The sequence below is a fragment of the Pseudomonas sp. Y24-6 genome (assembly GCF_020295325.1).
Classification (GTDB): Bacteria; Pseudomonadota; Gammaproteobacteria; order Pseudomonadales; family Pseudomonadaceae; genus Aquipseudomonas; species Aquipseudomonas gregormendelii.
Map to the genome: position 1 here is coordinate 1 of NZ_JACBXG010000015.1, position 24,714 is coordinate 24,714.

At 59.8% G+C, this 24,714-nt stretch carries 24 protein-coding genes and 1 pseudogene; 17 read left to right on the forward strand and 8 right to left on the reverse strand.

The features are described from left to right. The 9 genes and pseudogenes from HYI44_RS24090 to HYI44_RS24130 form a co-directional block, all read left to right on the forward strand. Nucleotides 1-171: pseudogene (locus HYI44_RS24090) on the forward strand (FAD-binding protein); the annotation flags it as partial. Nucleotides 172-359: 188 nt separating this feature from the next. Continuing rightward, nucleotides 360-1,175, forward strand: a complete 816-nt coding sequence (locus HYI44_RS24095) for a substrate-binding periplasmic protein (RefSeq protein ID WP_225570704.1) — start codon at nucleotides 360-362, stop codon at nucleotides 1,173-1,175. 9 nt (nucleotides 1,176-1,184) lie between these two features. Further along, the gene (locus HYI44_RS24100; RefSeq protein ID WP_122841398.1) at nucleotides 1,185-1,541 is read left to right on the forward strand and encodes a DUF4398 domain-containing protein; all 357 of its coding nucleotides are present in this window, start codon (nucleotides 1,185-1,187) and stop codon (nucleotides 1,539-1,541) included. Then, on the forward strand, nucleotides 1,538-2,350 hold the full coding sequence (locus tag HYI44_RS24105) for an OmpA family protein (protein WP_045061692.1): 813 nt from the start codon (nucleotides 1,538-1,540) through the stop codon (nucleotides 2,348-2,350). Before HYI44_RS24100 ends, HYI44_RS24105 begins: the two co-directional genes overlap by 4 nt. A gap of 279 nt (nucleotides 2,351-2,629) precedes the next feature. Further along, nucleotides 2,630-4,069, forward strand: a complete 1,440-nt coding sequence (locus HYI44_RS24110; RefSeq protein WP_045061691.1) for a PLP-dependent aminotransferase family protein — start codon at nucleotides 2,630-2,632, stop codon at nucleotides 4,067-4,069. 89 nt (nucleotides 4,070-4,158) lie between these two features. Continuing rightward, on the forward strand, nucleotides 4,159-4,650 hold the full coding sequence (locus HYI44_RS24115) for a translation initiation factor 2 (RefSeq protein ID WP_225570705.1): 492 nt from the start codon (nucleotides 4,159-4,161) through the stop codon (nucleotides 4,648-4,650). 162 nt (nucleotides 4,651-4,812) lie between these two features. Further along, a complete protein-coding gene (locus tag HYI44_RS24120) occupies nucleotides 4,813-5,067 on the forward strand; it encodes a YkgJ family cysteine cluster protein (protein ID WP_045061689.1) in 255 nt (84 codons plus the stop codon). A gap of 41 nt (nucleotides 5,068-5,108) precedes the next feature. Then, on the forward strand, nucleotides 5,109-5,711 hold the full coding sequence (locus HYI44_RS24125; RefSeq protein ID WP_122841395.1) for an START domain-containing protein: 603 nt from the start codon (nucleotides 5,109-5,111) through the stop codon (nucleotides 5,709-5,711). Between the two features lie 322 nt (nucleotides 5,712-6,033). After that, a complete protein-coding gene (locus HYI44_RS24130; protein ID WP_122841394.1) occupies nucleotides 6,034-8,127 on the forward strand; it encodes an LTA synthase family protein in 2,094 nt (697 codons plus the stop codon). Nucleotides 8,128-8,186: 59 nt separating this feature from the next. Here HYI44_RS24130 and HYI44_RS24135 read toward each other — a convergent pair whose 3' ends face one another. Beyond that, nucleotides 8,187-8,345 carry a DUF3309 family protein gene (locus HYI44_RS24135; protein ID WP_169858239.1) on the reverse strand — a complete coding sequence of 53 codons (159 nt, stop codon included), beginning with the start codon at nucleotides 8,343-8,345 and terminating at the stop codon, nucleotides 8,187-8,189. A gap of 278 nt (nucleotides 8,346-8,623) precedes the next feature. On the opposite strand from HYI44_RS24135, the gene HYI44_RS24140 reads away from it, so the two are divergent. The 3 genes from HYI44_RS24140 to csrA all read left to right on the forward strand — a co-directional run bounded on the left by HYI44_RS24140 (nucleotide 8,624) and on the right by csrA (nucleotide 10,175). Next, nucleotides 8,624-9,439 carry an SDR family oxidoreductase gene (locus HYI44_RS24140; protein WP_045061686.1) on the forward strand — a complete coding sequence of 272 codons (816 nt, stop codon included), beginning with the start codon at nucleotides 8,624-8,626 and terminating at the stop codon, nucleotides 9,437-9,439. 64 nt (nucleotides 9,440-9,503) lie between these two features. Then, entirely contained in the window at nucleotides 9,504-9,836 is a 333-nt protein-coding gene (locus tag HYI44_RS24145; protein WP_225570706.1) for a YnfA family protein, read from the forward strand. A gap of 153 nt (nucleotides 9,837-9,989) precedes the next feature. Beyond that, a complete protein-coding gene (gene csrA, locus HYI44_RS24150) occupies nucleotides 9,990-10,175 on the forward strand; it encodes a carbon storage regulator CsrA (RefSeq protein WP_225570707.1) in 186 nt (61 codons plus the stop codon). Nucleotides 10,176-10,183: 8 nt separating this feature from the next. Here csrA and HYI44_RS24155 read toward each other — a convergent pair whose 3' ends face one another. The 5 genes from HYI44_RS24155 to mnmC form a co-directional block, all read right to left on the reverse strand. Next, complete coding sequence (locus tag HYI44_RS24155; RefSeq protein WP_150744452.1) at nucleotides 10,184-10,411, reverse strand: YheU family protein; 228 nt, start codon at nucleotides 10,409-10,411, stop codon at nucleotides 10,184-10,186. Between the two features lie 192 nt (nucleotides 10,412-10,603). Beyond that, complete coding sequence (locus HYI44_RS24160) at nucleotides 10,604-11,794, reverse strand: osmoprotectant NAGGN system M42 family peptidase (RefSeq protein ID WP_122841393.1); 1,191 nt, start codon at nucleotides 11,792-11,794, stop codon at nucleotides 10,604-10,606. Nucleotides 11,795-11,974: 180 nt separating this feature from the next. Then, entirely contained in the window at nucleotides 11,975-13,723 is a 1,749-nt protein-coding gene (gene ngg, locus HYI44_RS24165; RefSeq protein WP_225570708.1) for an N-acetylglutaminylglutamine synthetase, read from the reverse strand. Between the two features lie 3 nt (nucleotides 13,724-13,726). Beyond that, nucleotides 13,727-15,499: an N-acetylglutaminylglutamine amidotransferase gene (locus HYI44_RS24170; RefSeq protein WP_225570709.1), complete on the reverse strand. Its 1,773-nt coding sequence runs from the start codon at nucleotides 15,497-15,499 to the stop codon at nucleotides 13,727-13,729. 297 nt (nucleotides 15,500-15,796) lie between these two features. Beyond that, nucleotides 15,797-17,779, reverse strand: coding sequence for a bifunctional tRNA (5-methylaminomethyl-2-thiouridine)(34)-methyltransferase MnmD/FAD-dependent 5-carboxymethylaminomethyl-2-thiouridine(34) oxidoreductase MnmC (mnmC, locus tag HYI44_RS24175; RefSeq protein WP_225570710.1), 1,983 nt, complete (start codon nucleotides 17,777-17,779; stop codon nucleotides 15,797-15,799). A 159-nt stretch (nucleotides 17,780-17,938) separates the two neighbouring features. On the opposite strand from mnmC, the gene pap reads away from it, so the two are divergent. Then, nucleotides 17,939-19,453, forward strand: a complete 1,515-nt coding sequence (gene pap / locus HYI44_RS24180; protein ID WP_122841389.1) for a polyphosphate:AMP phosphotransferase — start codon at nucleotides 17,939-17,941, stop codon at nucleotides 19,451-19,453. A gap of 102 nt (nucleotides 19,454-19,555) precedes the next feature. Then, nucleotides 19,556-20,740: a thiolase family protein gene (locus tag HYI44_RS24185; protein WP_225570711.1), complete on the forward strand. Its 1,185-nt coding sequence runs from the start codon at nucleotides 19,556-19,558 to the stop codon at nucleotides 20,738-20,740. Nucleotides 20,741-20,866: 126 nt separating this feature from the next. On the opposite strand, the gene HYI44_RS24190 is transcribed toward HYI44_RS24185, so the two are convergent. Beyond that, nucleotides 20,867-21,061 carry a DUF6316 family protein gene (locus HYI44_RS24190; protein ID WP_122841387.1) on the reverse strand — a complete coding sequence of 65 codons (195 nt, stop codon included), beginning with the start codon at nucleotides 21,059-21,061 and terminating at the stop codon, nucleotides 20,867-20,869. Nucleotides 21,062-21,260: 199 nt separating this feature from the next. On the opposite strand from HYI44_RS24190, the gene HYI44_RS24195 reads away from it, so the two are divergent. Continuing rightward, nucleotides 21,261-22,220 carry a DMT family transporter gene (locus HYI44_RS24195; RefSeq protein ID WP_122841386.1) on the forward strand — a complete coding sequence of 320 codons (960 nt, stop codon included), beginning with the start codon at nucleotides 21,261-21,263 and terminating at the stop codon, nucleotides 22,218-22,220. Between the two features lie 65 nt (nucleotides 22,221-22,285). Here HYI44_RS24195 and HYI44_RS24200 read toward each other — a convergent pair whose 3' ends face one another. Continuing rightward, entirely contained in the window at nucleotides 22,286-23,680 is a 1,395-nt protein-coding gene (locus HYI44_RS24200; protein WP_225570712.1) for a class II fumarate hydratase, read from the reverse strand. 192 nt (nucleotides 23,681-23,872) lie between these two features. Here HYI44_RS24200 and HYI44_RS24205 point away from each other — a divergent pair, with 192 nt between their 5' ends. After that, a complete protein-coding gene (locus tag HYI44_RS24205; protein WP_045061674.1) occupies nucleotides 23,873-24,394 on the forward strand; it encodes a DUF2059 domain-containing protein in 522 nt (173 codons plus the stop codon). A gap of 12 nt (nucleotides 24,395-24,406) precedes the next feature. After that, nucleotides 24,407-24,706, forward strand: coding sequence for a BolA family protein (locus tag HYI44_RS24210; RefSeq protein ID WP_045061673.1), 300 nt, complete (start codon nucleotides 24,407-24,409; stop codon nucleotides 24,704-24,706). The last annotated feature ends 8 nt before the right edge of the window (nucleotides 24,707-24,714 follow it).

The window sequence follows — 24,714 nt, forward strand, 5'->3', positions numbered from 1 at the left end:
TACATCGCCGTCGGTATCTCCGGCGCGATCCAGCACCTGGCTGGCATGAAAGACTCCAAAGTGATCGTTGCGATCAACAAGGACGAAGAAGCACCGATCTTCCAGGTGGCCGATTACGGCCTGGTGGCGGACTTGTTCGAAGCCATCCCTGAGCTGGAGAAGCTGGTCTAATCCAGCGGCTTCACTTATAAAGAGCCCGGCCTTATGGCCGGGTTTTTTTTTGCGTCCACTGTAGGAGCGAGCTGGCTCGCGATGGAATTCAACGATGACGCTGGGAGCCTGTCACCCTGCGGCATCCTCGGTTTTTTCGCGAGCAAGCTCGCTCCTGCAGTTGGTATTCGTTGGAATGGGAGGGTGTCGTGCATCGAGTTTTCGGTTGTGTATTGCTGGGTTTGACGGTGCTGTCTGGACTGGCCAATGCCGCAGGCAAGTGCGAGCGCCTGGTGGTCACCGGCAGCCCGGATGCACCCCCCTATCTTTGGCAAGACCCGCAGGATCCCAAGCACCTGATCGGCGCCAGTGCCGATCTGTTGCAGCAGGTGGCGGGGCAGTTGGGCATCAAGGTCGAACTGCTCTATGCCGGCAAACGGTCCCAGGCGCTGGACGAAGTGCGCAGCGGGCGCATAGACCTGCTCGCCGATGCGCCGCTGACGTTCGGCGAGCTCGACTCGCTGGATTACATTCATCCGCCCTTGCTGGAGAACGACTACCTCGTCTGGACCCGCAAGGATTCGCCGCTGGTCTACAACCAGGCACAAGACCTTCATGGGCATACCGGTGCGATCTCGGAAAAGGCGCGGTTGACGCCGCAGTTCGGTACGTACGCCGAGCAGCAATTGGACCTGATCCGCACGCCCAACCTGACGCAGGCATTGCAGAAACTGCTGTTGGGTGAAGTGGAGTATGTGCTGGCGGGCCGATATTCAGGCATCGCCGCCGCGCAGTCGCTGAGCATGGCCAATGACCTTGTCGCCGGTGCTGAACCGGTCGACAAACCCGGGCTGTATCTGGCTGTTTCCCACAACTCGGCGTGCAACGATCCGTGGTTGCGCGGACAGCTGGCGAAAAAGATGACAGAATTGCCCGCGTCCGGTCTGGCGGAAGCTGCGTTGCAGCGCAATATCGAGCGCTGGAAATTGCAGCAGCAACAACCCGTCAGTGCCCCAAAACAGTAGGGATTTTTAGTGAGTATTCGACCTCTTTTCGCTGCCCTGGCCGTTCTGGCTCTGGCGGGTTGTGCAGCCGATCCGGCGCCGAATGAACAAATGCGCCTGACCGAGCAGGCTCTCGAACAGGCCCGGGCCGTGGGGGCTACCGCTGCCGACGTACCGGAAATGAAACTGGCCGAAGACAAGTTCAACCGCGCCCAAGGCAGCATGAACGACCAGTCCTTCAAGAATGCGCGCATGCGCGCCGAACAGGCCGAACTGGATGCGCGCCTGGCCGAAGCCCGGGTGCTGACCCTCAAGAGCGAAGAGCAGTTGAACGTACTGAATACCCGCATCACCCGCTTGCGCAAGCAATTGGGAGATGCCCAATGAATAGTGCGTCCAGAGCTTTTGGAGGGTTGATCCTGGTGGGTTGTGCAAGCCTTTATGGCTGTGCCGGCCAGCACAGTGAAACCGCGTTGCAGGAAGCCGGTATTGACTTCCAGAAGGTCAAGGAAGACTCCAACGTGCTGCGTATTGCGCCCAAGGACGTGATCCGGGCCGGTGAATCCCTGGCTCGCGCCGACCGTCTGTCCAGCTACTGGGGCAGTGGCTCGGACGTGCTGCATTACGCCTACCTGAGCCAGCGCTACAGTGAAATCGCCCGGGAACACACCAACCAGGTGCTTAACGAAGAGCGCGCGGCCAAGCTCGAACTGGAACGCCAGCGCCTGCAACTGGCCCTGCGCGAATCCAAGTTGCTCAGCGTGCAACAGCAGGGCAAGTGGCTGGAAGAGCAGATTGTCGCACTCGCCACCACCCAGACCGATCGCGGGTTGGTCATGACCCTGGGTGACGTGTTGTTCGACACCGGCGAAGCCGAGTTGAAAAGCTCCGCTAACCGCGTGGTGCTGAAGATCGTGCAATTCCTGCAGCTCAATCCCAAACGCGTAGTCCGGATCGAGGGTTACACCGACAGTACCGGTGGCAAGCAGGAAAACCTCAAATTGTCCCGTGACCGCGCGCAATCCGTGGCCAATGTACTGATGGACCTTGGCATTGATGACAAGCGCATCAAGGTTGAAGGTTACGGCGATGAGTATCCAGTCGACGTGAACGCCTCGGAACGGGGTCGGGCACAGAACCGTCGGGTAGAGATCGTGTTCTCCGACGAAAAGGGCCAGCTCGGCGCCGCCCGTTAACGGCGGCTGAACTGCATACAACCTGGCAATGCCGTGTTGCTATTCATGGCAGGAGCGAGCTTGCTCGCGAAAAACTCATCGACACTGCGTTATCCAGACTTCACGCGTTATCGTTGCCGTTTATCGCGAGCAAGCTCGCTCTACAGGTAAGCCAGTACAGTTTTTGCTGACACTGCACTGTACGGTCAACTATTCTGGCAACTGTCCCCGTACACTTCTAAACTGTTCCGGTACTGTGTCACATAAGAATAAAATGCCCGTGAAATCGAGTGCTGCGTCATGACCAATCTCTTGCTGTACCAACGTATTGCTCAACAACTGGCAGAAGACATCCGCCGCGGTGTCTATCAACCGGGGGAGCGCGTGCCTTCGGTGCGCAAGATGAGTTCGCAGCTCAACGTCAGCCACGCCACGGTGTTGCAGGCTTACGCCAATCTTGAGGATCAGGGATTGATTCGTGCCCGGCCTCAGTCGGGCTATTACGTACACCAAACCCCGGCCCTTACCGCGCCGACGCCGGACATCGCCAGGGTCGAACGGCCCAGCCTGGTTACGCGCAGCAGCATCATTCAACAGGTGTTGGTCGAGTCCCGCCGCGAAGGGGTGTTTCCTCTTGGCGCTGCAGTACCGAGCGTCGATTACCTGCCGGTGCGGGCCCTGCATCAGCAGTTGGCCAAGGTCACGCGGTTCCATAGCCCGCGGGCCTTCAGCTACATGTTCAGCCCAGGCTTTGAACCGCTGCGGCGCCAGGTGGCGATTCGCATGCGTGATGCCGGAGTGGTGGTCGATCCCTCGGAAGTGGTGATCACCCACGGTTGCGTCGACGCCCTGCAGATGTCCTTGCGTGTGCTGACCCGGCCGGGTGACCTCATAGCCGCCGAGTCGCCGACTTACTATGGGTTGTTGCAACTGGCCGACCTGCTGGGCCTGAAGGTCATCGAGATTCCCAGCGACCCCGCCACCGGCATGAGCCTGGAAGCCCTGCAACTGGCCGCCAATCAATGGTCGATCAAGGCGCTGGTTCTGACCACACGTCTCAGTAATCCCCTGGGCGGCACCATGCCAGAGGAACGCCAGAAGCAACTGCTGCGCCTGGCGTCGGACTTCGATATCCAGATCGTTGAAGACGATATCTATGGCGAACTGATGTTCGAGCAGGGCCGTACCAAGGCGCTCAAGGCCTATGACCGGCTGGATCGGGTGATCTATTGCTCAAGTTTTTCCAAGACCCTGTCGCCCGGGGTGCGCATTGGCTGGATGATTGCCGGAAAGTACCAGCAGGAAATCCAGCGCCTGCAGACCTTCAGCACCCATTCGGCCTGCAGCGTCACCCAGATGGGCATTGCTGCTTATCTGGAAAACGGCGGGTACGATCGGCATTTGCGCTACATCCGCCAGGAATACCGCAAGAACCTCAGCGCCTTTCAACTGGCCGTCCAGCAGTACTTTCCCGAAGGCACGCAAATGACCCGGCCCACCGGCGGTTTCATTCTTTGGGTAAGCCTGCCGGGGCGAGTGAACACCCAGGAACTGCATGTGCGGGCGTTGCAACAGGGGATCAGCATCGCCCCGGGGCTGATATTCAGTAACACCGAGCAATTCAACCACTGTATCCGGCTCAATTGTGGCATCCCCTGGAACCGTGAAGCAGAGCGCGCCTTGATGACTTTGGGCATGCTCGCCACCCAGCTGTGCCAGGAAACGGCGGCCGGTTTTTGACGGAACGGGCAGGTTATTGCGGTGCATACTTGTCTTGTGCCGGCTAACAGGCGAGCATAAGGCCCTCCGCCATTAGTGTTGCCGGGTCCATGAAATCGATTTTCCCCGCCGTGTGGTTATCCTCATGCTTGCTGATGTCTTTTCAGGCACAAGGCCTCATGGCGGCTCCGGCCCAGCAAACTCCTTCGGCAAGCACGCCTGCAAGTCAGTCTACCCCGGCAAAAAAGACCGCCACTGGCAAAAAGGCGGCTCCCGCTAAAAAGAACAGCAAACCGGTGAAAAAACGCGCACCGATTGCTTCCAAGTCCAAATCCGCCAGTGAAATAGCGAAAACTCCGCTACCATCGGCCAAACTCGACCTGAGCCTGCCCAAGGACATGGTTGAAGAGCTGGACCCGGTCGGCACGGTGCCGTTGCCCAAACACGATGCGATATTGCCGCAAATGTTTGGCGACAAGACGGGCAGCAGTCCTTTTCAGCTTAACGGGCGCCTGCTCAGCAACGAAATGCAGCTGCAGTTGCGCAATGAAGAACGGCGCGACGTTGAAGGTGCCGCGCTGGAATTCGAATTCAAGCAGTGATGTGCTCTCTCCTGTGACCCCAAGCCAGGACGCTTTGTCGGAGACTGGTCGGTCACGCCCATTTGATCGAAAAACCTCGGCCGGTTTAATTTAAAACAACTGTTTTAGCGGTTACTCTGTGCCCCGTCTTTACACATCGCCCGTCGCGAGGAGCTTGTCGTCATGAAATGCCGTGAGGGTTGTGGCGCCTGTTGCATTGCCCCTTCCATCAGTTCACCGATCCCCGGAATGCCCCACGGCAAACCGGCGGGAGAACGTTGCGTGCAACTGTCTGTCGAAAACCTGTGCAACATTTTCGGTAAACCGGAGCGCCCGGCTGTTTGTTCGTCATTCGCGGCCGACCCCGATGTTTGCGGCAACAGCAGCGAAGAAGCGATCAAGCTGATTGGCTGGTGGGAGCAAATGACGGCGGCGTGATGTGTTCAACGGTCTGAACTTCAACAATAAGGAATAACACTATGGGTTCGCTGCATCGTTTGGCTGTGCTGTGTGGTTTCAGCGTTTTGCTGGCGACTTCGGTCCAGGCCGAAGAATGGAAAGTTGCCAAGAACGAGGACGGTATCAAGGTCTCCTTGAGTGAAGTGGCCGGTTCTGATTACAAGGCTTACCAGGGCGTCGCCCTGATGAAAACCTCCATGGCCAAACTGCGCGCCTTGCAGGAGGATGTGCCGGGTGCCTGTGCCTGGATTCACGAATGCAAGCTGCAGAAACTGCTCAAGCATGAAGGCGACCAGAGCTGGACCTACACCCAATTCAATACGCCATGGCCGGTGACTCCGCGGGATTCGGTGCTGCACATCACCACCGTCGAGGGCGCCGATGGCAGCCTGACCCGCAAGCTCGAAGGCGTGCCCACGTACATGCCCGAGGAAAAGGGTTTTGTGCGGGTGGTCAAGGTCGAGGGTTTCTGGAAGTTCGTGCCCAAGGGTGACCAGGTCGAAGTCACCTACCAGGTGCACACCGAGCCGGGCGGCAGCGTGCCTTCGATGGTGGCCAACAAGTTTGTGGTTGATGCGCCGTTCAATACGTTGAAGGCGTTGAAGGAGCGGGCGGAGAAGTAATTTCGCTTTTTTGCAAATCCGTCTGAAAGCTGTGCAGGAGCTGCTTCGTTTCGCTCGACAGCCCCTGCACCTGGCCCACCGAGGCCAACAGATCGAGCCACCCAAGCCTATATTTTGTATCCGAATATTCACTGCACGAAATTTTCACAACCCGTCCAAGACAATCTCGCCCGCGCCAACCCAAACAGTAATCAATGGCAATGCTGCGGGTGATCGTGCAACATTTGCGCACCGCGCAAGCCCCGGGGTCAGGTATCGACCAACAGAGGGCTAAGCGCCGCTGTATTTTGCAACTTCAACTTCCAATGGGTCCTAAAACGACATGGCAAACCCGGACGCCCTGAAACAGCAGCGAGCTTCAAGTCGCCTGCTGCAACCAACCGTCAAATCGCACCTGGCCTACACCTTGTTGTGCGCCCTGGTCATGATGGTCATGTTCAGCCTGCTGCGCGTTGCGCTGCTGGTCTACAACAGCGAGATGATTCTTGATACACCGGCCTCGACCTTCGCCGAAGCGTTCTTCAACGGTCTGCGATTCGACCTGCGCCTGGTGGTCTACCTCAGCATCCCGCTGGTACTGGCGCTGTTCAGCGTCCGCGCAATGGCGGCCCGTGGTTTCTTCCGCCTGTGGCTGACCGTGGCTTCGAGCATCGCGCTGTTCCTCGGCCTGATGGAGATGGACTTCTACCGCGAATTCCACCAACGTCTCAACGGCCTGGTCTTCCAGTATGTGAAGGAAGACCCGAAAACCGTCATGAGCATGCTCTGGTACGGTTTTCCCGTGGTTCGTTACGTGCTGGCATGGGTCGGCGGCACTGTCATCCTCGCGCTGGCGTTCAAGGGTGCAGACCGCGCCACCCGACCACGCGGCCCGTTCAGCGGCGGTACCATCAGTACTCGCCAGGTGGCTCCATGGTACGCGCGCACTGCCGTGTTCGTGGTTTGCCTGCTGATCTGCGTCGTCGCGGCTCGCGGCACCTTGCGTCAAGGTCCACCTTTGCGCTGGGGGGACGTCTACACCACCGATTCCAATTTCGCCAATCAGTTGGGCCTCAATGGCACGCTGTCGCTGATCGCTGCTGCCAAGAGCCGCATGTCTGAAGATCGCGACAATATCTGGAAGGCTACCTTGCCGCAGCCAGAAGCCCAGCAAATCGTGCGCGACATGCTGGTCATGCCTGACGACAAGCTGGTCGATCCGGACACGGCAGCCGTGCGCCGTGACTACACGCCACCGGCCGACAAGACCCTGCCGATCAAGAACGTCGTCGTGATCCTGATGGAAAGCATGGCCGGTCACTCGGTAGGCGCGTTGGGTGCCTCGGGTAACATCACGCCGTACCTCGACAAACTGTCGAAAGAGGGCCTGCTGTTCGATCGCTTCTTCTCCAACGGTACTCACACCCACCAGGGCATGTTCGCCACCATGGCGTGCTTCCCGAACCTGCCGGGTTTCGAATACCTGATGCAGACCCCGGAAGGCAGCCATAAGCTGTCCGGTTTACCGCAACTGCTCAGTGTCCGCGATTACGATGATGTGTATGTCTACAATGGCGACTTCGCCTGGGATAACCAGTCGGGCTTCTTCAGTAGCCAGGGCATGACCAACTTCATTGGTCGCAATGATTACGTGAACCCGGTGTTCTCCGATCCGACCTGGGGCGTTTCCGACCAGGATATGTTCGATCGCGGCCTGATCGAGCTCAAGGCGCGGGAAAACGGCAAGCCGTTTTATGCGCTGCTGCAAACCTTGTCGAACCACACTCCATACGCCTTGCCGTCGCCATTGCCGGTCGAGCGCGTGACGGATCGCGGCAGCCTCAACGAACATTTGACGGCCATGCGCTACGCCGATTGGGCCTTGGGCCAGTTCTTCGAGAAGGCCCGCAAGGAGCCTTACTTCAAGGAGACCCTGTTCGTGATCGTTGGTGACCACGGTTTCGGCAACGAGCGCCAGATCACCGAAATGGACCTGGGTCGCTTCAACGTGCCGATGCTGCTGATCGCACCGGGCATCCAGGAGAAATTCGGCGAGCGTGACCACACCGTTGGCACCCAGATCGATATCGTGCCGACCATCATGGGCCGCATCGGTGGCGAAGTGCGCCATCAATGCTGGGGTCGTGACCTGCTGAACCTGCCGGAAGGCGACACCGGTTTTGGCGTGATCAAGCCTTCGGGCAGCGAACAGACCACCGCGATCATCACCGCGGACCAGATCCTGGTACTGCCCAAGGAAAAAGAAATGGCGCCGAAGGTGTACCAGTATCAGTTGGGCGCTACACCCAAGGCCGAGGTCATCCCTGATGCACCGCGTACCGCCGAGCTCAAGCAGAAACTTGAAGCTTTCCTGCAAACGGCGACCAAGAGCCTGATCGATAACACTGCCGGTGTGGTTGACGGCAAGCCGGACTGAAAGTCCAGGCAATAAAAAAGAGGCCCTTTTCAGGGCCTCTTTTTTTTTCTGCTAACGCTTTATATCTTGCCAAGCAAGAGCAGGATCAACAGCACCACCAGTACTACACCGATGATACCCGACGGGCCATAACCCCAACTTCTGGAGTGGGGGAAGACCGGCAAGCCGCCTACCAGAAGAAGGATCAGAATAACGATTAGAATTGTGCCCATGTCTATTTCCTTGTTGAAAGTGTTCCGGAATGACCTAGCTATAACTATCAGCAGGAATGTATTAAATCCTAGCTGCTTAAACGATCCGACTGCGCTGATCGCGAGAAAATTCCAAGTTTTTTTAATGTTTTTCGAAGAAAGCGTTATTTCGTTTTTATTGGCTAAGTTAATTCTTCCGTGGCTGGGGTTTGAGCAGCCTATTCAGCAATCTGATGCAGCGTGGCTCCCGCTATCTCCTTCGCTACACTCGGCACATCTTCCCCGGAACAACAAGGCTGTCTGCTATGCAAAATCGCATGATGATCACTGGCGCAGGCTCGGGCTTGGGTCGCGAAATCGCGCTCCGTTGGGCGCGCGAGGGCTGGCAACTGGCCTTGTCCGATGTCAGCGATCCCGGCCTGCAGGAAACCCTCAAGCTGGTGCGCGAGGCGGGTGGCGACGGGTTTATCCAGCGCTGTGACGTGCGCGACTACAGTCAGCTGACGGCGTTTGCCCAGGCCTGCGAGGAGAAGCTGGGCGGCATTGACATCATCGTCAACAACGCCGGAGTGGCCTCCGGCGGGTTCTTCAGCGAGCTGTCCCTTGAGGACTGGGATTGGCAGATTGCGATCAACCTGATGGGCGTGGTCAAGGGCTGCAAGGCGTTCCTGCCGCTGCTGGAAAAGAGCAAGGGCAAGATCATCAACATCGCGTCCATGGCCGCGTTGATGCAAGGCCCTGCCATGAGCAACTACAACGTGGCCAAGGCCGGCGTGGTCGCATTGTCCGAAAGCCTGCTGATCGAACTGGCGCAGCAGGAAGTCGGGGTGCATGTGGTATGCCCATCGTTCTTCCAGACCAACCTGTTGGACTCTTTCCGAGGCCCGACGCCTGCAATGAAAGCGCAGGTCGGCAAATTGCTTGAAAGTTCGCCGATCACCGCTGCCGACATTGCCGACTACATCTATCAGCAGATCGGTGCCGGTGAATTCATGATCCTGCCGCACGAGCAGGGCCGCATGGCCTGGGCGATCAAGCAGAAGAACCCGCAACTGCTGTACAACGAAATGACGGTCATGGCCGATAAAATGCGCGCCAAGGCCAAACAGACCGCAGGCTGAGCTTGCCCGATGGTCCCGCCGTCGCTAGGGTGGCCGCCATCGGCCATTTTAGCGAGACCCTTGCATGCTCAATTACCTGTGGTTCTTTCTTGCCGCCCTGTTTGAAATCGCCGGGTGTTTTGCATTCTGGATGTGGTTGCGCCAGGGCAAGAGTGCCCTGTGGATTGCGCCGGCACTGTTCAGCCTGATGCTGTTCGCACTCCTGCTGACGCGCGTGGAAGCGACCTATGCAGGCCGCGCCTATGCCGCCTATGGAGGCATCTACATCGTGGCGTCAATTGGCTGGTTGGCGGTGGTGGAGCGGATTCGTCCCTTGAGCTCGGACTGGATCGGTGTGGCGCTGTGCGTCATTGGCGCGACGGTGATTCTCTTCGGCCCACGACTGTCGGCTTCCTGAAGGAAAGTTCCGACATTCTGCGGTTTTGTCGGATAAATCCTACGGGGTGCTTCCCTCAGGTTTGTAGGGAAAAACTGATTTGCCTACAACATATTGAATGAGCGTTTTCTGCCGGGCATCCTCAAGGTCCTGTCACCCAGTAGGACCTATCCCATGCTAGTTCTCAGCCGTGTAGCCCAAGAGTTGATCGCCATTGGCGACACCATTTCCGTGCGTATCCTGGCCGTCAGTGGCGACAGTGTGCGCATCGGAGTTGAAGCACCGCGCAGCTTTACCGTCCATCGCAGCGAGATCTACGAGCGCATTCAGGACGAAAAAAAGACCGGGAAACACAAGTAACAGAGGTTTCAGTCGAACAGATGCTTGGGCACATCGTGCTTGAGCATCAGTTGACATTGCTCGCTCTGCGGATCGAAAACGATCAGTGCCTGTCCCTTGGTCAGGGCCTGGCGAACCCGCAAGACCCGGGTTTCCAGCGGGGTGTCGTCGCCGTTGTCCGTGCCGTCGCGGGTCACGAAATCTTCGATCAAGCGGGTCAAGGTATCGACTTCAAGTTGGTCGTGGGGAATCAGCATAGGCACCTCGGTTGAACAATGGCGCGATGCTACGGCGATTGGCAGATGGCGGCTACCCTCGGTTAAGCGCAGGCTGCTACATCGTCATCGCGAGCAGGCTTGCCCTCACACCAAAACCGTTTCCTGCACGGGGAAAATTCTGTGGGAGCGAGCCTGCTCGCGATAGGTCGTGCGGGCGCCGCAGATATCGGCTTAGCTATCGTTGCGCTGTCCCACCAGGCTATCCACCGATGGCACCCGGGTATCACTTTCCATCTGCGTGTCATGCTCGATCTGGTGACTGAACCGGTCCAGCGAACCCTTCGCTGGCTGCGCATCGCTGGCAAACACCGGCGGGCTGAGGATGTAGGCGCCGAGCAGGCGACTCAACGCGGCCAGGCTGTCGATGTGGGTACGCTCGTAGCCGTGAGTTGCATCGCAGCCGAAAGCGAGCAGGGCGGTGCGGATGTCATGCCCGGCGGTCACCGCCGAATGCGCATCGCTGAAGTAATAACGGAACAGATCGCGACGCACCGGTAATTCATTATCGCTGGCCAGGCGCAGCAAGTGCCGGGACAGGTGATAGTCATACGGCCCACCGGAATCCTGCATGGCCACGCTCACGGCATGTTCGCTGGAATGCTGGCCAGGAGCCACGGGGGCGATATCAATGCCGACGAACTCACTGACGTCCCACGGCAACGCCGCGGCCGCGCCACTGCCGGTTTCCTCGGTGATGGTGAACAGCGGATGACAATCGATCATCAACTCTTCGCCACTGTCGACAATGGCTTTCATGGCTGCCAGCAGCGCCGCCACGCCGGCCTTGTCATCCAGGTGGCGGGCACTGATATGGCCGCTTTCGGTGAATTCGGGCAAAGGATCGAAGGCCACGAAATCGCCGACGCTGATCCCCAGTGAGTCGCAGTCTGCACGGGTGGCGCAGTAGGCATCCAGACGCAATTCGACGTGATCCCAGCTGATCGGCATCTCGTCCACGGCCGTGTTGAAGGCGTGCCCGGAAGCCATCAGGGGCAATACGCTGCCGCGAATCACGCCATTATCGGTGAACAGGCTGACCCGGCTGCCCTCGGCAAAACGGCTGGACCAGCAGCCCACCGGTGCCAGGGTCAGTCGACCGTTGTCCTTGACCGCGCGAACTGCCGCGCCGATGGTGTCCAGATGGGCCGAGACCGCGCGGTCCGGGCTGTTTTTCTTGCCCTTGAGGGTCGCACGGATGGTCCCGCGTCGGGTCATTTCGAAGGGAATGCCCAGCTCTTCAAGACGCTCGGCGACGTAGCGCACGATGGTGTCGGTGAATCCTGTGGGGCTTGGAATGGCGAGCATCTCCAACAGGACTTTTTGCAGGTAGTTGAGATCCGGTTCCGGGATTCTACTGGTCATGGAAACTCCTGATGAGTTGAGTGCATCGATGGTTTCGATGAGGTTAAGAATGGGAGGCGGTCAGGCCGTCATCGCGGGCAGGCTTTGCTCTCACAGCAGCCTGGCTCCCAGAGCCGGGCCTCATACAATCCCTGTGGGAGCAGGCTTGCCCGCGATGACGTCAGTCCAGGCAACATCTATCTATTGGGCCGCCGGCTGACTATGGGGAAACAGCAGATCCACAAAGCGTTCCGCCGTCGGTTGCGGTTCATGATTGGCCAGTCCGGCGCGTTCATTGGCCTCGATAAATACGTATTCCGGCTGATCCGCCGCCGGCACCAGCAGGTCGAGCCCGACCATGGGAATGTCCAGCGCCCGCGCTGCCCGCACCGCAGCGTCGACCAGGGTCGGATGCAGGATGGACGTGACATCCTCAAGGATGCCGCCGGTATGCAGATTCGCCGTGCGCCGCACGAACAGGTGCTCGCCGGCCGGTAAAACACTGCTGTAGTCGTAACCGGCAGCCGCCAGGGTACGCTCGGTTTCGTGGTCGAGGGGGATCTTGCTCTCGCCGCCGGTGGCAGCCTGGCGCCGACGACTCTGAGCCTCGATCAGCGCGCCCACACTGTGCTGGCCATCACCGATCACTTCGGCCGGTCGGCGGATGGCCGCAGCCACCACTTCAAAACCGATTACCAGAATCCGCAGGTCCAAACCTTCGTGAAAACTCTCCAGCAGCACCCGGGTGTCAAACTGGCGAGCTGACTCAATGGCTTGCTGGACCTCTTCGATCGTCTGCAGGTCCACCGCCACCCCTCGGCCCTGTTCGCCGTCCAGCGGCTTGACCACTACGCGCTCATGCTCGTCGAGGAATGCCAGGTTGTCATCGGCGTTGCCGGCAAGTTGCTGGGACGGCAATTTCAGCCCCGCCGCCTTCAGTACCTTGTGCGTCAGGCTTTTGTCCTGGCACAGACTCATGCTGATGGCGCTGGTCAGGTCGCTCAGGGACTCGCGGCAACGTACCCGACGCCCGCCATGGCTGAGGGTGAACATCCCGGCTTCGGCGTCATCGACCAGTACATCAATACCTCGACGATGGGCCTCCTCGACAATGATCCGCGCGTAAGGGTTGAAGTTCGCCTCCGGCCCAGGCCCCAGGAACAGCGGCTGATTGATGCCATTCTTGCGTTTGATGGCAAAGGTCGAAAGGTTGCGAAAACCCAGCTTGGCGTAGAGGTTTTTGGCCTGGCGATTATCATGCAATACCGACAGGTCGAGGTAACTGAGCCCGCGACTCATGAAGTGTTCGATCAGGTGCCGGACCAGCACTTCCCCCACCCCCGGTCGGGAACAAAGGGGGTCGACGGCCAGGCACCACAGGCTGCTGCCGTTCTCTGGATCGTTGTAGGCCTTGTGATGGTTGAGCCCCATCACACTGCCGATGACCGCACCGCTGTCTTCATCCTCGGCCAGCCAGTACACCGGACCCCCGAGGTGACGCGGGGTCAGCAAACTGGCATCGATGGGCAGCATGTTGCGGGCCTGGTACAGCGTGTTGATCGCCTGCCAGTCCGCCTCACTTTGCGCCCGACGAATCCGGAAGCCGCGAAATACTCGCGTGGAGGGGCGATAGTCCGTGAACCACAGGCGCAAGGTGTCCGAAGGGTCGAGGAACAATTGCGCCGGCTCAAGCCCCAACACCTGCTGGGGCGCGGCCACGTACAGCGCGATATCCCGCTCGCCGGGTTTTTCGTTGAGCAGTTCCTGGGCAAGACTGGCAGGGTCAGCGAAGGTGTGGCCGATCAGCAATCGACCCCAACCGCAATGCAGCGCAATCGGGGCCGCGTTCGGTTCACTGCCGTCCTCAGCCAAGCGTGCCTGCAAGCGTTCGTAGGTAGGCGCCTGACCGCGCAACAAGCGTTGGCTGTAAGCCGTGGCGTGGGGTTTCATCGATCAGATTCCTTGTTCGCTGAGCCACAGGTTCAAGGCCGCCAGTTGCCACAGCTTGGAGCCACGCAAGGGCGTCAGTTGACCTTGTGGATCAGTCAGCAGGCGGTCAAGCATGGCCGGGTTGAACAGGCCACGATCCTGGCTCGGATCCAGCAGCAGTTCGCGCACCCAATTGAGCGTATCGCCCTGTAGATGCTTGAGGCCGGGGACCGGAAAGTAACCTTTCTTGCGGTCGATCACTTCACTTGGAATGACCAGTCGCGCGGCTTCCTTGAGCACCTGCTTGCCGCCATCAGGCAGCTTGAATTTGCCCGGTACGCGTGCCGACAATTCCACCAGGCGGTAATCCAGGAACGGCGTGCGGGCTTCCAGGCCCCAGGCCATGGTCATGTTGTCAACGCGCTTGACCGGGTCGTCCACCAGCATCACCGTGCTGTCCAGGCGCAAGGCTTTGTCCACAGCGGCATCGGCGCCAGGCTGGGCAAAATGTTCTTTCACGAAATCGCCAGCGGCGTCATTCGCCGTCAACCATTTGGGCTGCACGGTGGCGGCGTAATCTTCATAGCTGCGGTCGAAAAACGCTTCGCGGTAGGCAGCGTAAGGGTCGGCGGCGCCATCGACTTGCGGATACCAATGGTAACCGGCGAACAGTTCGTCTGCACCCTGGCCGCTCTGTACCACCTTGCAGTGCTTGGCCACTTCACGGGACAGCAGGTAGAACGCAATGCAGTCATGGCTTACCATCGGCTCGCTCATGGCGCGGAACGCCGCGGGCAATTGCTCAATGATCTCTTTTTCGTCGATGCGTAACTGATGGTGCTGGGTGCCGTAGTGCCTGGCGATCAGGTCCGAGTACTGGAACTCGTCGCCGCGTTCGCCGCCGGCATCCTGGAAGCCGATGGAAAAGGTCGACAGGTTCTCCACCCCGACTTCGCGCAACAGTCCCACGAGCATGCTCGAATCCACTCCGCCGGAGAGCAAGACGCCGACGTCGACAGCGGCTCGTTGACGAATGGCCACCGCTTCACGAGTGCTGTCCAGCACGCGGTCGCGCCAGTCTTCCAGTGTCAGGTTCATTTCATCGGCACGCGGACCGTAGGGCAGGGTCCACCAGGTTTTCTGCTCGGTGCTGCCATCAGCTTCGACGCGCATCCAGGTCGCTGGCGGCAGTTTCTCGATGCCTGCCAGCAAGGTGCGCGGAGCTGGAACCACCGCATGAAAATTCAGATAGTGATTGAGAGCCACCGGATCAAGGATCGGGTTGATGTCACCGCCCTTGAGCAGAGCCGGCAAAGCCGAGGCAAAGCGCAGGCGCTGGCCGGTACGCGACAGGTAGAGCGGCTTCACGCCCAGACGGTCACGGGCGATGAACAGGCGCTTGGCGTCGCGTTCCCAGATGGCGAACGCAAACATGCCGTTGAGCTTGGGTAGCAGTGCTTCGCCCCAGGCGTGATAGCCCTTGAGCAGCACTTCGGTGTCACCGCCGGAGTAGAACGCATAACCGAGGCTTTCAAGCTCGGTGCGCAGCTCTGGGAAGTTGTAGATCGCGCCATTGAACGCCAGGGACAGGCCCAACTGATTGTCGACCATCGGCTGCGCAGAGCCGTCCGACAGGTCCATGATTTTCAGGCGGCGATGGCCCAGGGCAATCGGCCCTTGGCTGTGGAAGCCCCACGCGTCAGGTCCGCGGGGTGCCAGGTGATGGGTGATTCGTTCAACGGCTGCAAGGTCCGCAGGTTGATTGTCAAAGCGTAACTCGCCAGCTAATCCGCACATAAAGTCCTTACCGGTTTTTCCGTTGGGGAGGTTCAATCGATACCCGGCTAAAACAGCGGGCACTCAGAAACTGACCCGCTGCGATCCTGGGAGTTTTAGATCGATAAGGAATAAGCCGCTCGCCGCGGCTGCGGTTGTGCCACGGACCTCCGACCAGCGACTGAAGGCGCTGGTAGAACACACCGCCGACCTGGACAAGGCCCGAGTACTGCAGGCGGCCTTGCCGCATTGGCTGGCGGCTGCGGGTCGAGATGGGGTGCAAGTGCTGAAAGAAGCGTTGCGGCAGTCTTTAGTCTTTCAAGCCTTTGCGCGGATCAGGCGCCGCAAGACGAATCGATTGGGATGGCACGCCTCGGCGACGGCCCGGGGCAACGGCAGCGGTTCGTTGTTGAGCCAGGCCGCCAGCAGCTCAGCTGACAATGGTGCGGTGATCAAGCCCCGGGAACCGTGACCGCTGTTGACGTACACACCGTCCAGCCATGGGCAAGGGATGTCCGGCGTTTGCCGGGCATCTTTGCTCAGGACGCCATAGGCGTTGGCAAAGGCCTGGGTAGCGGCCAGCGGACCGACGATCGGCAGGTAATCCGGGCTGGTACAGCGAAACGCGGCGCGACCTGCCAGGGCCTCTGGTTGTAAGGTGTCGGCACCCAGGCGGGCGACCAGATCGGCGGATATTTCCTCGAGCAACTGCAAGTTGCCGGCATGCTCGGCTGCCGTGGGTGTCAGGTCGTCGTTGTTGAAATCGAAACTGGCGCCCAGGGTGTGTTCGCCCAGCCGCGCCGGTGCAACGTAGCCTTCGGCGCACACCACGGTGCTCAGGCTTTGGCTGTCAGCAGTTTGAGGCAGGCGGGTAATCTGGCCCCGGATACGCTTGAGCGGCAAGTCGCTGCTGAAGTCAAAACGCCTGACGTCGGCAGCGCCTGCCAGCACCACCACTGGCGCTTGGGCCAGCAATCTTTCCCCAGCCCACGCCTGCCATTGCCCTTTGTCACGGCGCAGTTGCACCACCTCGTGATGAGTCAGGACGCTGATATTGGGATGAGCCGCTTGCCAGGCACACAGGGCTGGCGGATGCACCCAGCCGCCTTCTGGATAAAACAGGCCGCCGGATGGCAGCGCGATACCCGCGCGCTGCTCGGCGTGTTCGCGATCGAGCTCATGCAGCAGATCGTCGGGAAACGCTGCGGCCAATTGTGCCTGCCGGTCGGCTTCCTTGGCATTGAACGCCAGTTGCAGAACACCGCAATCATCCCAGTCGACTCCCCGTTGCAGATGTTCGAGCAACCGCCGGGTGTGGCCAAATCCACTGACAATCAGCTGTGACAACGCCGTGCCATGGGCCGAAAGCTTAAGGTACAAAACGCCCTGGGGATTGCCCGATGCTTCCTGCGCCAGAGCCGCGTGACGCTCCAGCAGGCTCACGCACCAACCCCTTGCCGCAAGGCTGGCCGCCGTGGCGCAACCGGCCAGACCGGCGCCAATCACCATGGCATGCCGCTCGCCAGTCAGTGGCAGCGGACGCGCGAACCACGGTTTGGTTACCGCCGGCGGCGCTGCCTCTTGCGGCCATCCGAGAAATACGCCCCGCAGGATTTCCCATTTGTGCCCGATGCCGGGCGTACGCTTCATCTTGAAGCCCGCCGCATTCAGCAGACGGCGCACCCAGCCGGTACTGGTAAACGTACTGATGGTAGAGCCGGGCGCTGCCAGGCGGGCCAGTTCGGCAAACAGCTCGGCGGTCCACATGTCGGGATTTTTTGCCGGGGCGAAGCCGTCGAGAAACCAGGCGTCAACTTGGGCGTCCAGTTGCGGCAACTGTTCCAGGGCGTCGCCAATCAGCAACGTCAGGGTGACGCGGCCGTTGTCCAGCACCAGTCGCTGGAAGCCTTGATGGATGGCCACGTATTGCGCCAGCAGTTGATCGGCGAACGGCTTGAGCTCGGGCCACAACGCCAGTGCTCGCTGCAGGTCCGGCAGGGTCAGCGGGTATTTTTCAACGCTGACAAAATGCAACCGCGCGCCAGGCACCGCCTGTGCCTCGAACAACTGCCAGGCACAGAGGAAGTTCAGGCCGGTGCCGAATCCGGTCTCGCCAATGACCAGTCGCTCACCGGCCTGCAGCGCGGCAAAGCGCTCACTCAAAGCATTTTGCTGGAGGAACACGTAACGGGTCTCATCCAGGCCCGACAGATCGGAAAAATACACGTCGTCGAACATCCGCGAACGCGGGAGTCCCTGGTCGTCCCAGTCGAGCTGGGCGTGGGGTAATACGGGTTTCATGGCAGGCTCGGCAGCGGCAAGGTGGCCATTCTAGCTGATCATCGTGGCAATGCCTGATCCATGGCATCGGCAGCGGCCCATCAAACGATGAAAATGGATTTCTACTACGTGGGGGAGGTCAATCCGCTAGTCTTGCTCAATCCGGGAAGGGAGCCATCCATGTTCGAATCTGCTGAAATCGGTCATTTCATCGATAAAGAAACCTACGAGGCTGAAGTGCCGGCGCTGCGCGAAGCGTTGCTTGACGCGCAATTTGAACTCCAGCAGCAGAAACGTTTTCCGGTCATCGTGCTGATCAACGGCATCGAAGGGGCCGGCAAGGGTGAGACGGTCAAGCTGCTCAATGAGTGGATGGACCCGCGACTGATCGAAGTGCGTACCTTTGATCAGCAAACCGATGAGGAGCTGGCCCGTCCGCCGGCCTGGCGCTACTGGCGAATGCTGCCGGCCAAGGGCCGCACGGGTATTTTCTTTGGCAATTGGTACAGCCAGATGCTTCAGGGGCGAGTCCATGGCGAGTTCAAGAACCCACGGCTCGATCAGGGCATCAATGCCGCCGAGCGTCTGGAAAAGATGCTGTGCGACGAAGGCGCGCTGATCTTCAAGTTCTGGTTCCACCTGTCCAAGAAACAGATGAAGGCCCGCCTCAAGGCGCTGGCGGACGACCCCTTGCACAGCTGGCGCATCAGCCCGCTGGACTGGCAGCAATCGCAGACCTACGACAAGTTCGTCAAATACGGCGAGCGCGTCATGCGCCGCACCAGCCGAGACTATGCGCCCTGGCATGTGATCGAAGGCGTCGACCCGAACTATCGCAGCCTGGCGGTCGGGCGGATTCTGCTCGCCGGCCTGCAAGGTGCTCTCCAACGAGCATCCCTGCACCCGGAAAAAGTCAACGCCGCACCACTGCCCACCAGCGTCGATCAGTTGAACCTGCTCGACAGCCTGGACTTGACCCTGCGCCTGGACAAGGACGATTACGAAGAACAGCTGATCACCGAACAGGCACGTTTTTCTGGCCTGATGCGGGATAAACGCATGCGCCGCCACGCGTTGGTCGCCGTCTTCGAAGGCAATGATGCGGCGGGCAAGGGCGGGGCGATTCGCCGGGTGGCGGCGGCCCTGGATCCGCGTCAGTACAGCATCGTACCGATTGCCGCGCCGACCGAAGAAGAGCGTGCGCAGCCGTACTTGTGGCGGTTTTGGCGGCACATCCCGGCCAAGGGCAAGTTCACGGTGTTTGATCGTTCGTGGTACGGGCGGGTGCTGGTGGAGCGCATCGAAGGCTTCTGCCCGCCGTCGGACTGGTTGCGCGCTTACAGCGAGATCAATGATTTCGAAGAGCAGATCGTTGATTCCGGCGTGATCGTGGTCAAGTTCTGGCTGGCCATCGACAAGCAGACTCAGCTGGAGCGATTCCAGGCCCGTGAGGAGATTCCCTTCAAGCGTTTCAAGATCACCGAAGACGACTGGCGCAACCGCGACAAGTGGGACGCCTATCGTGCTGCGGTAGGCGATATGGTGGATCGTACCAGCACCGATATCTCGCAATGGACGCTGGTGGAAGCCAATGACAAGCGCTGGGCGCGGGTCAAAGTGCTGCGCACGATTAACAGTGCGCTGGAAGAGGCGTTCGAAAAGTCCGACCGCAAGGACAAGAAACACAGGAAGTGAACCGATGGTTGCGCATACGCGAGGTGAATGATTGTCGCAGCCGGTTATGTGGTGGACTTATGCTCGGTCTACTCTCAACCGACAAAAACAATGAGGTATGCCATGCGTGAAGTGGTGATCGTCGACAGCGTACGGACCGGCCTGGCCAAATCCTTTCGCGGTAAGTTCAACCAGACCCGTCCTGACGACATGGCGGCGCATTGCGTCGACGCCTTGTTGGCGCGCTCGGGCATCGACCCGGCGAGCGTGGAGGACTGCATCGTCGGCGCAGGCTCCAACGAAGGTGCCCAAGGCTACAACATCGGCCGTAATGTGGCGGTGTTGTCGCGCCTGGGTACTGGCACTGCCGGCATGACCCTCAACCGCTTCTGCTCGTCGGGTTTACAGGCGATCGCCATCGCTGCCAACCAGATCGCTTCGGGCTGCAGTGACATCATTGTGGCTGGCGGTGTCGAGTCGATCAGCCTGACGATGAAGAGCGTCAATACTGACAATCTGATCAACCCGCTGCTCAAGGAGCAGGTCCCGGGCATCTACTTCCCCATGGGCCAGACTGCCGAGATCGTGGCGCGTCGCTATAACGTCAGCCGCGCAGAACAGGACCTGTATGCGCTGCAGAGCCAGCAGCGTACGGCGCAGGCCCAGGCCACCGGCTTGTTCAATGACGAAATCGTGCCGATGGCGGTGAAATACCGGGTCGAGGACAAGAACAGCGGCGAGGTGCAGATCCTCGACGGCATTGTCGATCGCGACGATTGCAACCGCCCGGACACCACGCTGGAAAGCCTGGCGGGCTTGAAACCGGTATTTGCCGAAGACGGCTCGGTGACTGCCGGCAACTCTTCGCAGTTGTCCGACGGTGCGTCGATGACGCTGGTGATGAGCCTGGAAAAAGCCCTGGAGCTGGGATTGAAGCCCAAGGCGTTCTTCCGCGGATTTACCGTGGCAGGTTGCGAACCGGATGAGATGGGGATCGGCCCAGTGTTCTCGGTGCCCAAACTGCTCAAGGCCAAAGGGTTGCAGGTGGCCGACATTGACCTGTGGGAACTCAACGAGGCGTTCGCTTCGCAATGCCTTTACAGCCGTAACCGCCTGCAAATCGATAACGAAAAATACAACGTCAACGGCGGCTCGATTTCCATTGGCCACCCGTTCGGCATGACCGGTTCGCGGCAAGTGGGGCATCTGGTGCGCGAGTTGCAGCGGCGTAATCTGCGCTATGGCGTGGTGACCATGTGCGTGGGCGGGGGCATGGGGGCTACCGGGCTGTTTGAAGCGGTGCGGTGATGACCTGTATTGGTGTGGAAACTGTGAAGTAGCCTTCGCGAGCAAGTCCAATAACCGCGCCGCCGCTCACACAGGTCTTGCGGCGGTGCGAGGATTCGACTTGCTGGCGAATACTCGCGCCTGGGTCTAGCGCCGGTCACTCATCTTCTGCATCCGCTCGATGTATTCCCGAATACCCCGCTCCGCCACCTGCGGATTTTCAAACGGCCCCTCCAGCGTGTTTTCCCGGGTACTGAAATACAACTCCCCGTTCACCCGGCATAGACGGTCACTGCGAAAGTGCGTAGCGGGGGCGTTGTCCTGGGCGCGCATGCCGTACATGAAGATTCTCCTGAAGGTGATGTCCTATGGGTGGATCGACTCAGCTTATGTCTGAACCATTTGACCTGCCCAACCAACCGATCGACGGCATGCGACCTGCACAGTTGCATGCGCGGCAAGTGGGCAACTGTGCCTGTGTACCAACAGTGCATGGGCCTAGAATGACCAGTTCTTGCCGTCTGGCCTTGTTGAGGTACGCATGCACATTTCATCCGGTCGCTGGGTCTATGGCCTGTTCCTGGCCTTGCTGACCGCGCTGTTGTGGGGAATCCTGCCGATCAAGCTCAAGCAGGTGCTGCAGGTGATGGACCCGGTGACGGTGACCTGGTTTCGCCTGATGGTGTCCGGCAGTTGCCTGTTCATCTACCTGGCGGCCACCAGGCGCCTGCCCAGTCGCAAGGTCCTCGGTCCGCGCGGTGGCTGGCTGGTGGTGATGGCGGTGCTGGGGCTGGTCGGCAACTACGTGTTGTACCTGATGGGCCTGAACCTGCTGAGCCCCGGTACGGCACAACTGGTGGTACAGATGGGGCCGATCATGTTGCTGATCGCCAGTCTGTTTGTGTTCAAGGAGCGTTTCAGCGTAGGGCAGGGGATTGGGCTGCTGGTGCTGCTGATCGGCTTCGTGCTGTTCTTCAACCAGCGCCTGAGTGAGTTGCTGACTTCCCTGAGCGACTACACCGCCGGCGTGTTGCTGGTCCTGCTGGCTTCCACGGTCTGGACCTTCTATGCCTTGGGGCAGAAGCAACTGCTGACGGTATGGAATTCGCTGCAAGTGATGATGGTGATCTACCTGTTTTGCGGGTTGCTGCTGACCCCCTGGGTGCATCCGCTGGAGGTGCTGCAACTGAGCCCGCTGCAGGGCTGGCTGCTGCTGGCGTGCTGCATGAACACTTTGATTGCCTACGGTGCATTCGCCGAGGCGCTGGCCCATTGGGAGGCTTCGCGGGTGAGTGCGACGCTGGCGATCACACCTTTGGTGACTTTCGCTGCGGTGGCTGTCGCCGCATGGCTCTGGCCGGCGTACGTGCATGCCGAGACAATCAATGGCCTGGGCTATGGCGGGGCCGTGCTGGTGGTGTTGGGCTCGGCGCTGGTGGCGCTGGGGCCTTCATTGATTGCCGGACTGAGGGCGCGGCGGGCGCGGTTGGCGGCCAGTTAGACCGCGTCATCGTTCATCGCGGGCAAGGCTTGCCCGCGATGAAGGACTACCGGCCCCTGCGTTACTTAACCTTTGGCCCCAGCCTCCAGCATATTCTCCGGCCGTACCCAGGCATCGAACTCTGCACTGGTCAGGTATCCCAACTGTAACGCCGCCTCACGCAATGTCAGCCCTTCGCCATACGCTTTCTTGGCTATCTCCGCGGACTTGTCATAACCGATATGCGGATTCAACGCTGTCACCAGCATCAACCCACGCTCCAGATGTTCAGCCATTTTCTGAGCATCCGGTTCCAGGCCGGCAATGCAATGCTGCTGGAAGTTGCTGCAGCCATCGCCCAGCAGACGGATCGATTGCAGCAGGTTGTGAATGATCACCGGCTTGAATACGTTCAGCTGCAGGTGCCCCTGGCTTGCCGCAAAACCGATAGCCACGTCGTTGCCCATGACCTGGCAGGCCAGCATCGACAAGGCTTCGCACTGAGTTGGGTTGACCTTGCCCGGCATGATCGAACTGCCCGGCTCGTTGGCGGGCAGTTTCACTTCGGCGAAACCGGCACGCGGCCCGGAGCCCAGCAGGCGCAGGTCGTTGGCGATTTTCATCAGGGTGACGGCAAGGGTCTTCAACGCACCCGACAAGGTGGTCAAAGGTTCATGCCCTGCCAGCGCGGCAAATTTATTCGGTGCCGTAACAAACGGCAGGCCGGAAAGGGCTGCCAGTTCGGCGGCAATCGCTTCGCCAAAACCGTGGGGCGAATTTAACCCGGTGCCGACTGCGGTGCCGCCCTGTGCGAGTTCACAGACGGCGGGCAACGCGCTGCGGATCGCTCGTTCGGCGTAATCCAGCTGTGCGATGAATGCCGACAGTTCCTGGCCGAAGGTGATCGGCGTGGCATCCATCATGTGGGTGCGCCCGGTCTTGACCAGCTTCATGTGCCGGGCGGAGAGCTCCGCCAACCCGCCGGACAGTTCGCTGATCGCCGGCAGCAGCTGCTGTTGCACCGCCTGGGCGGTTGCGATGTGCATGGCGGTGGGGAAGCAGTCGTTGGAACTCTGGGAGCGGTTGACGTGATCGTTGGGATGAACCGGCGATTTGCCGCCCCGCGGGTTACCGGCCAATTCGTTGGCGCGACCGGCGATCACCTCATTGACGTTCATGTTGCTCTGGGTACCGCTGCCCGTTTGCCAGACCACCAGCGGGAATTGATCATCGTGGCTGCCGTCCAGCACTTCGTCGGCCGCCTGTTCGATCAGGCGGGCAATGTCGGCCGGCACGTCACCGTTGCGGTCATTGACCCGTGCGGCGGCTTTCTTGATCAAGGCCAGCGCATGCAGCACCGCCAGTGGCATGCGTTCGTTGCCAATCGCGAAATTGACCAGCGAGCGTTGCGTCTGAGCGCCCCAGTACGCCTCATCCGGGACTTCCACCTCGCCAAGGCTGTCGGTTTCGATACGGCTCATCGTGCACACTCCTGTAGGTCAGTTAGCGCAGTTTAGGCCGTGATCGTCCGTGGTGGTTCCATCGGTGTCGAAATTGCCTGCTGGACCCCTCTAAATTAGGCCCCACAAGGCTTGGGGTTGAGTGACACACTTTTTTAGGCGCAGAATGGACGCCCTTGGGGTTTTACCTCGCCTGCTAGAAAAGGAAACTCGATGACTCGTCTTCGTGCCATCTGTACCGCGGTTGCACTGGTTTGCGCCAGCGGCCCTGTTTTTGCCGATACCGCCAGCCACAACGCCAGTGCCGAGGCTTTCCTGACCCTGGCGCACGCTGACAAACTGGGCACTCCGGTGTACATGCAAGTGCAGCAAATGTTCGCTCAGCGCTTTGAACAGACCAAAGCTCCCGAGTCGAAAAAAGCCCTGCTGGAAACCTACCAGGCCAAGGCCAACGCAGCGCTGGACCAGGCCATTGGCTGGAACAAGCTGAAGCCGGACATGGTCAAGCTCTACACCACCAACTTCAGTGAATCGGAGCTCAAGGACCTGGTCGCTTTCTACCGGTCGCCACTGGGCAAGAAAGTCCTGGAAAAAATGCCGCAACTGACCCAGCAATCGGCGCAGATGACTCAGGCCAAGCTGGAAAGCGCGGTCCCTGTGGTCAACAAACTGTTGGCTGACATGACCGCGGAGCTCGAGCCCAAGGGCGCAGCTCCTGCCAAGAAAAAGCCTTAAGCGGAGTCGGGCATGACCATGCAACAACGCATTGAATCGACGCTGGGCCTGTTACAGCCCGAGCACCTGCAAGTGCTGGATGAGAGCCACATGCACAGTCGTGGGTTGCAGACTCACTTCAAGGCTGTGATCGTCAGCCAGCAGTTTGCAGGGCTCAACCGCGTCAAGCGTCACCAGAAAGTCTACGGCACGCTTGGCGAGATGATGGGCGAGTTTCATGCGTTGGCGCTGCATACCTACACACCTGAGGAATGGGCACAGATGGACGCGGCTCCGGCCTCGCCGACCTGTGCTGGCGGCAGCAAGCACTGAGATCACCT

Bases quoted from the DNA above. Each gene is read 5' to 3' on its own strand.
- HYI44_RS24105 (WP_045061692.1), top strand. From the start codon at position 1,538: ATGAATAGTGCGTCCAGAGCTTTTGGAGGGTTGATCCTGGTGGGTTGT.
- HYI44_RS24110 (WP_045061691.1), top strand. From the start codon at position 2,630: ATGACCAATCTCTTGCTGTACCAACGTATTGCTCAACAACTGGCAGAA.
- HYI44_RS24115 (WP_225570705.1), top strand. From the start codon at position 4,159: ATGAAATCGATTTTCCCCGCCGTGTGGTTATCCTCATGCTTGCTGATG.
- HYI44_RS24120 (WP_045061689.1), top strand. From the start codon at position 4,813: ATGAAATGCCGTGAGGGTTGTGGCGCCTGTTGCATTGCCCCTTCCATC.
- HYI44_RS24125 (WP_122841395.1), top strand. From the start codon at position 5,109: ATGGGTTCGCTGCATCGTTTGGCTGTGCTGTGTGGTTTCAGCGTTTTG.
- HYI44_RS24130 (WP_122841394.1), top strand. From the start codon at position 6,034: ATGGCAAACCCGGACGCCCTGAAACAGCAGCGAGCTTCAAGTCGCCTG.
- HYI44_RS24140 (WP_045061686.1), top strand. From the start codon at position 8,624: ATGCAAAATCGCATGATGATCACTGGCGCAGGCTCGGGCTTGGGTCGC.
- HYI44_RS24145 (WP_225570706.1), top strand. From the start codon at position 9,504: ATGCTCAATTACCTGTGGTTCTTTCTTGCCGCCCTGTTTGAAATCGCC.
- csrA (WP_225570707.1), top strand. From the start codon at position 9,990: ATGCTAGTTCTCAGCCGTGTAGCCCAAGAGTTGATCGCCATTGGCGAC.
- HYI44_RS24155 (WP_150744452.1), bottom strand. From the start codon at position 10,411: ATGCTGATTCCCCACGACCAACTTGAAGTCGATACCTTGACCCGCTTG.
- HYI44_RS24160 (WP_122841393.1), bottom strand. From the start codon at position 11,794: ATGACCAGTAGAATCCCGGAACCGGATCTCAACTACCTGCAAAAAGTC.
- ngg (WP_225570708.1), bottom strand. From the start codon at position 13,723: ATGAAACCCCACGCCACGGCTTACAGCCAACGCTTGTTGCGCGGTCAG.
- HYI44_RS24170 (WP_225570709.1), bottom strand. From the start codon at position 15,499: ATGTGCGGATTAGCTGGCGAGTTACGCTTTGACAATCAACCTGCGGAC.
- mnmC (WP_225570710.1), bottom strand. From the start codon at position 17,779: ATGAAACCCGTATTACCCCACGCCCAGCTCGACTGGGACGACCAGGGA.
- pap (WP_122841389.1), top strand. From the start codon at position 17,939: ATGTTCGAATCTGCTGAAATCGGTCATTTCATCGATAAAGAAACCTAC.
- HYI44_RS24185 (WP_225570711.1), top strand. From the start codon at position 19,556: ATGCGTGAAGTGGTGATCGTCGACAGCGTACGGACCGGCCTGGCCAAA.
- HYI44_RS24190 (WP_122841387.1), bottom strand. From the start codon at position 21,061: ATGTACGGCATGCGCGCCCAGGACAACGCCCCCGCTACGCACTTTCGC.
- HYI44_RS24195 (WP_122841386.1), top strand. From the start codon at position 21,261: ATGCACATTTCATCCGGTCGCTGGGTCTATGGCCTGTTCCTGGCCTTG.
- HYI44_RS24200 (WP_225570712.1), bottom strand. From the start codon at position 23,680: ATGAGCCGTATCGAAACCGACAGCCTTGGCGAGGTGGAAGTCCCGGAT.
- HYI44_RS24205 (WP_045061674.1), top strand. From the start codon at position 23,873: ATGACTCGTCTTCGTGCCATCTGTACCGCGGTTGCACTGGTTTGCGCC.
- HYI44_RS24210 (WP_045061673.1), top strand. From the start codon at position 24,407: ATGACCATGCAACAACGCATTGAATCGACGCTGGGCCTGTTACAGCCC.